The sequence below is a fragment of the Arthrobacter sp. CAL618 genome (assembly GCF_000468215.1).
In the GTDB taxonomy this organism is placed as follows: domain Bacteria; phylum Actinomycetota; class Actinomycetes; order Actinomycetales; family Micrococcaceae; genus Arthrobacter_D.
In genome coordinates this window covers 1-6,681 of the sequence record NZ_ASZW01000071.1, presented here as the reverse complement: position 1 = coordinate 6,681, position 6,681 = coordinate 1, and the positions used below count along the sequence as shown (strand labels likewise).

General features: G+C 60.9%; 7 protein-coding genes. 3 read left to right on the top strand and 4 right to left on the bottom strand.

Annotated elements, in window-relative coordinates:
- Window positions 1-176 precede the first annotated feature (176 nt).
- Window positions 177-389 (bottom strand): hypothetical protein, encoded by a 213-nt coding sequence (locus K728_RS0104275; protein ID WP_202805320.1) that lies wholly within the window; start codon window positions 387-389, stop codon window positions 177-179.
- 331 nt (window positions 390-720) lie between these two features.
- On the opposite strand from K728_RS0104275, the gene K728_RS0104270 reads away from it, so the two are divergent.
- Together K728_RS0104270 and K728_RS0104265 are read left to right on the top strand one after the other, a co-directional pair.
- Complete coding sequence (locus K728_RS0104270; RefSeq protein WP_170838002.1) at window positions 721-1,923, top strand: IS110 family transposase; 1,203 nt, start codon at window positions 721-723, stop codon at window positions 1,921-1,923.
- A 169-nt stretch (window positions 1,924-2,092) separates the two neighbouring features.
- A complete protein-coding gene (locus K728_RS0104265; RefSeq protein ID WP_019481132.1) occupies window positions 2,093-2,410 on the top strand; it encodes a helix-turn-helix transcriptional regulator in 318 nt (105 codons plus the stop codon).
- On the opposite strand, the gene K728_RS0104260 is transcribed toward K728_RS0104265, so the two are convergent.
- Both K728_RS0104260 and K728_RS0104255 read right to left on the bottom strand, forming a co-directional pair.
- Window positions 2,407-2,709, bottom strand: coding sequence for a P-II family nitrogen regulator (locus K728_RS0104260; RefSeq protein WP_019481131.1), 303 nt, complete (start codon window positions 2,707-2,709; stop codon window positions 2,407-2,409). The two genes, K728_RS0104265 and K728_RS0104260, sit on opposite strands and share 4 nt — an antisense overlap.
- 4 nt (window positions 2,710-2,713) lie before the next feature.
- Window positions 2,714-3,658 carry a sodium-dependent bicarbonate transport family permease gene (locus tag K728_RS0104255; protein WP_019481130.1) on the bottom strand — a complete coding sequence of 315 codons (945 nt, stop codon included), beginning with the start codon at window positions 3,656-3,658 and terminating at the stop codon, window positions 2,714-2,716.
- A 259-nt stretch (window positions 3,659-3,917) separates the two neighbouring features.
- Here K728_RS0104255 and K728_RS0104250 point away from each other — a divergent pair, with 259 nt between their 5' ends.
- Window positions 3,918-4,793, top strand: a complete 876-nt coding sequence (locus K728_RS0104250) for a DUF6671 family protein (protein ID WP_051317608.1) — start codon at window positions 3,918-3,920, stop codon at window positions 4,791-4,793.
- A gap of 447 nt (window positions 4,794-5,240) precedes the next feature.
- Here the strand turns inward: K728_RS0104250 and K728_RS0104245 are convergent, their stop codons facing one another.
- The gene (locus K728_RS0104245; protein ID WP_024475914.1) at window positions 5,241-6,551 is read right to left on the bottom strand and encodes an ISL3 family transposase; all 1,311 of its coding nucleotides are present in this window, start codon (window positions 6,549-6,551) and stop codon (window positions 5,241-5,243) included.
- Between the last annotated feature and the right edge of the window lie 130 nt (window positions 6,552-6,681).

Here is a 6,681-nt window from a genome sequence, read left to right as displayed (position 1 = left end):
CGGGGTGCTGCCCGGCCCGGACGGAGCCGGCCCAGGCGAACAAATCAGCGGTGCTCGCTAGCTCGCACCGCAGAAACGGACCTCACTACCGTTCGGACAGCCAACCCTCTTTTTGCTCCGTGGGTGGCCGGGGAATCTCCGTCATTCAGGGCCACTGGTCGTAGCCGTCCGAGCCCTTATTTCTCTACAGAAGTGACGCGATTTTTGTCGTAGTAGCCGCAGAAACCGTCCTCCGGGAAGTGAATACCGACGCAATAGATTGCGCGCACGGATCCGAAGTTATGCCCACCGTTTACGATCTCGCCGATATCGTTCCGGCCCTCGACTTTGACGAGCTGACGGCCATTTTCTGGAGTCAAATAGTTTTTCATTCCATCAGTCTTGGTCACTTACCGGCTTGTGTGTGGGACCTCAAGCCCGCAATCGTGTGTCCGTCTTACGCAACGCGTCTGGCCGTGTAAAGACTTTTTTGCTGCTGTTCTTATGTTGTTACCGGGCTCAGTTCCGCGGTCATTGTAGGGTCGTGGCTACCCAGGGAGGCGGGTATGGCTTGGCTGCTGTGGACCGCACGCTTGCACGTGACGGCTCCGTAGGATTGGCCGCCCGCCACCCCGCGATGACCCGACCGCTGATTGAGAGACGCGACATGATCGCCGGATAAGGACACGACGGCGCGGTTATCTGCTGGGCTCTTCTCATCCAACAGACTGGAGGCTGTTCTTGGTGCAATTATGGGCCGGCATCGACGCCGGCAAAGCCCATCACCACTGCGTTGTGATCGATGGCGAGGGAAACAGGCTGCTCTCGCAGAAGGTTCCCAACGACGAAGCGGCGCTCATCCAACTTTTGGGCACGGTCCTGGACTTATCGGACGGTGGTCCTTTGGTGTGGGCGATGGACTTGAATCATGGCGGACCGGCGCTGCTCATCGCGTTGCTTGTTGGTCATGGTCAGAACCTTCTCTATATTCCTGGGCGGACGGTGCACCACGCCTCGAAGATTTATAGGGGTGACGGCAAGACAGATGCCAAGGATGCCGCTGTGATCGCCGACCAGGCCCGGATGCGGACTGACCTGCAGCCTTTGCGCGCCGGTGACGAGATCAGCGTCGGGTTGCGACTCCTAACGGCCCGGCGGGCTGACAAGTCGGCGGATCGGGTGAGGTCGATTAATCGACTCAAAGCTCAGCTCCTGGAGTATTTCCCCGCGCTGGAGCGGACCTTCGATTACAGCCGATCCAAAGCCGCGCTGATGTTGCTGACCAAGTACCGGACTCCGGATGGGATCCGCCGTGCCGGCCAGGCGCGAATCCAGGCGTGGTTGAAGAAACACGGTGCTCGTTCCTCGGCAGCGGTTGCTGCGGCTGCGGTAGAAGCCGCGAAGTCCCAGCAGACCGTCGTTCCTGCCCAACGCATCGGGGAGGTGATTGTCGCAGCCCTCGCCCGCGAAGTGGCAAGTTTGAACGAGGAACTGGAAGAACTGGATGCGCTGATCAGCGAGAAGGTTACTGAACACCGGCATACCGAGGTGCTGTTGAGCATGCCCGGCTTTGGCCCTGTCCTTGCCGCCGAATTCCTTGGTGCCACCGGCGGAGATATGACGGTTTTTCAGTCTGCGGACCGGTTCGCCGGTGTTGTTGGATTGGCGCCGGCGCCGAGGGACTCCGGAAGGATCAGCGGCAACCACCATCGGCCAAGACGATACGATCGCCGGCTGCTCCGCGTCTTCTTCCTCTCCGGGCTCTCGGCGCTTAAATCCTGCCCGGCCTCACGTGCCTATTACGACCGAAAACGGGTGGAAGGGAAATCTCACATCCAGGCCATGCTCTCGCTCGCCCGACGGCGGCTCAATGTCCTCTGGGCCATGCTCCGCGACGGCACTACTTACACCTTGGTATCGCTGGCACCACCACTTACAGCCTGATCTAGCCGTCTACGACCGGCGGCTTGGTAACGAGACGATTCCTGCGCCTGGCGATCATAAGCGTTGTGGGTGCTTGCTGTGGATTGGGACCGGCGGCGCTTTCGTCGTGCCCAGATCCGCTATTGTCCAAGGGGTGGCGACTGAAGATTTTGAAGCAAAGGAAAGCGAAGTGTCAGGCAGCGGCATCGGGTGGACGTTCCTGACTAACCACGCCCACGTACTGTTGACCATTGCCCGTGATCCGCAGATACGGCTACGTGACCTGGCTGCCACGGTGGGGGTCACGGAGCGTGCCGCCCAGAAGATTGCTGCTGACCTTGTCGAGGCCGGCTACATCACCAGGACACGGGCAGGCAGGCGAAACATCTATTCTGTGGTGTTCGGCCGCCCGTTCCGGCACCCTGTTGATGCCGGCCATCAGCTTGACGAACTCCTTGCTGTGCTCGTGCCTGAAAAGGGGCAGCCCGCGGAGGGCACGAAGGCCTAGAACTTGGCCGGCCGCAGGACCTCGACGTCGCTCAGAAACAGGATCATGGCGTAGTCCTCGTAGTAGTGCTCGCGAAGGTGTGCAGCAAGGCCTTCCGCTATCACGGCGTCGCAGACCACCTCGATACGGATATTGCTGTTCGCTTCCCAGCCTGCTCCGCGGACGCCCCGGCTGCCTTTCCCGCGCGCGTCGGTGATGGTGTATCCGTGGGCGTGGTGTTGCTCGATGTCGCGGACGAGGGTTGATTCGAGGACGGCCTCGGTGACGATGGTCAGGAGCTTGCGTCGGTGGCTTTCCATGGCTTTATCCCCTCGCGAAGGTATGGATCCAGATGGACAGGGCGTGGTAGAGCGGGATCCCCACCACCACGTTGAACGGGAAGGTGATCCCTAGGGATGCCGCCAGCGACAACGTGGGGTTGGCTTCCGGTACGGAAATGCGCATGGCCGCCGGCGCCGCGATGTAGGAGGCACTTGCCGCCAGTGTTGCCAGAATAGCTGTTCCGCCCACCGACAGTCCTAATGCCCAGCCCAGCCCTGCACCTATGACGGCTGAGAACAGCGGCATGATGATGGCAAAAGCCGCTAGGAACACGCCGTATTTGCGCAGGCCTCCGAGCTGCGTTGCTGTCAGCAGCCCCATTTCCAGCAGGAATAAGGCAAGGATCCCTTTGAACATGTCCACAAACAGGGGTTCGATGGAGGACAGGCCATCGGGTCCGGCGATCCAGCCGATGAACAGGCCACCCAGGAGCAGGACAATGCCTTTTCCGAGGAAGACCTCGTGAGCGACCGTTTTCCACCTGGTCTCCTTGGAGACTCCCCGCGCCAAAACTATGCCCACGATGATGGCTGGTACTTCCAGCATCACCAGAAGCAGCGGCATGTGCTCTTCGAAGACGACCTGTCGAGTGCCCAGGTAGGCGATGGCTACGGCGAAGGTACCTACACTGACGGAGCCATAGTGGGCGGCAATGGAGGCTGCGTCGGCACGTTTGAAGCGTCCGAGGTAGCGCAGCACCGGGAAGGCCAGAAGGGAAAGGAAGAATCCCATCGCCACTACGGCCAGGATCTGGGGTAGCAGTTCGCCAAAGGGCTGCTTGGCGAGTTCCACACCGCCCTTAAGGCCAATGGCCAGCAGCAGCACGATGGTGACGAACTCATAGATTGCCGCCGGAAGGCGCAGCTCCGACCGGAGCAGCCCGGCCAGCGCCCCAAGAATGAAGAAAAGGATGATGGGGTCTACCACATTAGGACTCTCTGATTATTTCCCGACGGAGTGAACAAGAGCAGTAATGAACCCTGCCGGGTCCCCTGGACTCACTGGCCGCAGATGCAAGCTCGTGCTGCCAGCATTTCACAAATCGCCGCATACATACGCATTGCAATTCATGAAACGTAATTCGTCTATTAGGATGTCTTCGAAGGTTTGGGGGACTGTCCCGGCCTCGGCACCTGGGATGAGGTGCCGGCCACTTCAGCCTCTGCTGCTCCATGAAAGGTGAGTTGTGACCAAGGCCGAATCTGATGATCCAATCCCGCATGCAATCTATGCCGGTGAACGCGTCGCTCTGCTGACCCAACATGGGAAGGAGCGGGTGCTAGGACCCGCGCTGGAGCATGCACTTGGGTGCCGGGTTGAACATGTCACGGGTTACGACACGGACTTGCTCGGTACTTTCACACATGACATTTCCCGCGCAGGAACACAATCGGAAACTGCCCGTAAGAAGGCATCGGTGGGCATGGAATTATCGGGCCTGTCGCTGGGTATCGCCAGCGAGGGTTCCTTTGGGCCGGATCCCTACATCGGCATGTTCCCGTGGAACATCGAACTAATCGTTTGGATGGACAACGAGCGCAATCTCGAGGTGGTGGGAATAGGCGAAGGGAAAACAAACTTCAATCACCTGCTCACCGGCGAGTGGGCGGCAGCCCAGGCGTTCGCCCGTGAAGTGCAGTTTCCTGGACACCATCTGGTCGTTCGCCCTGACGGCAAGGACGGAACGTACATCTGCAAGGGAATCGCGAGCTGGCAGGACCTGGAGCGCGCCTTTTCGAGAGCGTTGACTCGATCTTCAAACGGCTTGGTCTTAATCGAGACCGACATGCGTGCCAGCGCAAACCCAACACGCATGGAAGTAATCGGCCTCGCGGCCGAAGACCTTGCCCATAAGCTTCGCTCCTTGTGCCCAGCCTGCGGCACTCCAGGGTTCTGGCGAGTCGGCCGGGTACCGGGGCTCCAGTGCAGTGCATGCGGTACGCCGACCAGCGAGACGCGTGCTGAGACGTTTGGATGCCTCAAATGCCCTTACCACGACACCCGCGACATAGCCGATACAACGTCCGCACCCCCAAGTATTTGTAACTACTGCAACCCCTGACGTTTGCCCCTCCTTCTGCGCCGCCGCCCTACGTGTCAGGTCGGAAACCCTACAGGAGATCGCTTGATCCAGAGGGGGGGATCCCCACCCGTGATTCCAAAGCCCCATTGGTGGATCACCTCATTGTGACCGGGGCCCTAACCGACCCGCAGGAATCCGTTGACAACATCATAGAGATTCCTGCGGATTATGCGTCCCCGCTGCACCGCCCAACTCAGCTGCGCTGAGCGGGCCGGAACCAAACAATCTGATCGGCGCTCCGACGTCGCTTATTTCCTCCCAGATTTCCCGGCACACAGACCGCCCTACGGGTTGACCAGCCCAGAGGAGAACAGCTCCGCGATGCTTCGCCAGCAGGCAAAAACAATGGGGGAGGGGACCAACACCGCACACACTCAAAAGCCCCAAAATCCCCGGAAATAAGCGGATCTACCCTATTAAAGTGGCTCATCGTAATTGGGAGTGTAGGTAGGGTCTGAAGCCGCCTGATTCCAGGAGTGATCGAGCGATGTAGTTGGTGATGTTCCGGAATCCGAGGGCTGAGCCGCGGAGGTGTTCGAGCCGCCCATTGATGGCCTCCGTGGGGCCGTTGCTGGTGCCGGGTCGGTCGAAGAACGCGAGTACGTCGGCGGCGCGTTGTTTCAGGGTCCGGCCGATTCGGCGGATCTCGACCAGGGCTGCGGGAACGCCGCTGGTGACGGAGTTGATCACTGCCTGCATCATCTGTTTCCCTTGTGTCTTATTCGGTTCCCTGTATGCGGCGACGATCCGCTGATAGATGCCCCAAGTAGCTTCGACCTCGAGGTGTTCCTCGGACGCGAAGACGGCCTCCAAGCGTGCGTTCTGTTTGTCGGTGAGCAAATCCGCGCCGGTATGCAGGGTCCGTCGGGCCCGGTAGAGCGGGTCACCGGCACGACCCCGATGCCCGAGCGTCGCCTGCTGAACACGTTGCCGGCACCGGTCCAACCCGTCGCTGGCAAGCCGAACAACATGAAACGGATCCATGACCGGCACCGCGTCCGGGAGCTCCTCCGTGGTCGCGGTCTTGAAGCCGGTGAACCCATCCATCGCCACCACTTCCACCCCGTCCCGCCATGCCTGCGGGCGGTCTGCGAGCCAGGTCTTGAAGACCTGTTTGGAGCGGCCTTCGACCATGTCCAGCAGCCGTGCCGGGCCCGTCTTCTCGCGGATCGGAGTCAGATCAATGATCACCGTGACGAACTTGTCGCCACGTCGGGTGTGCCGCCAGACGTGTTCGTCGACGCCGATCGCGGTCACCCCGTCGAACCGCTGCGGGTTATCGATCAGCCGCCGCTTGCCCTCCGCAAGGACGGCGCTGTTGGCGGTATGCCAGGACACTCCCAGACCGGCAGCGACCCGGGACACGGTGAGGTGATCGACCACGACCGCCTCGAGCGCCCACCTGAGTCCGCGACGCGAGATCTTCGCCCGGGGCTCAGCTGCTGCGTCCGTGTCCTGTCGCCAGGTGCGACCGCACTCGGTGCACCGGTAACGGCGTATCCGCACCAGCAACGTAGTCGGCCGGTGACCGAACGGCTCATGCGCCAACCGGCGCGTCACCGTGTCACGGAGCACACCCGCAGAGCCGCAGCCTCGGCACCACGGATTTGCCTGAACGACACGGCATTCGATCACCGCCCGACCCGGGCACAGCTGCTGGCCGACGGCTTCCAAGCCGAGTTCGTCGAGCCGGCAGAACGTCGTCAGATCAGGGGCATGAAAGGTAGCGTTGAGCACGTCGAGGTCTTTCGGATGGGCAGCGTAGGAACTTCCATCATCGGAAGGCCTCGACCTCTATCCCGCCTTCGACGCGCCCACACCGATCACCCCGGCTACACCCCACCCACACTCTCGTTTACGAAGAGCC

Coding starts and splice junctions, on each gene's coding strand:
- K728_RS0104260 (WP_019481131.1), bottom strand. CDS start 2,709: ATGGAAAGCCACCGACGCAAGCTCCTGACCATCGTCACCGAGGCCGTC.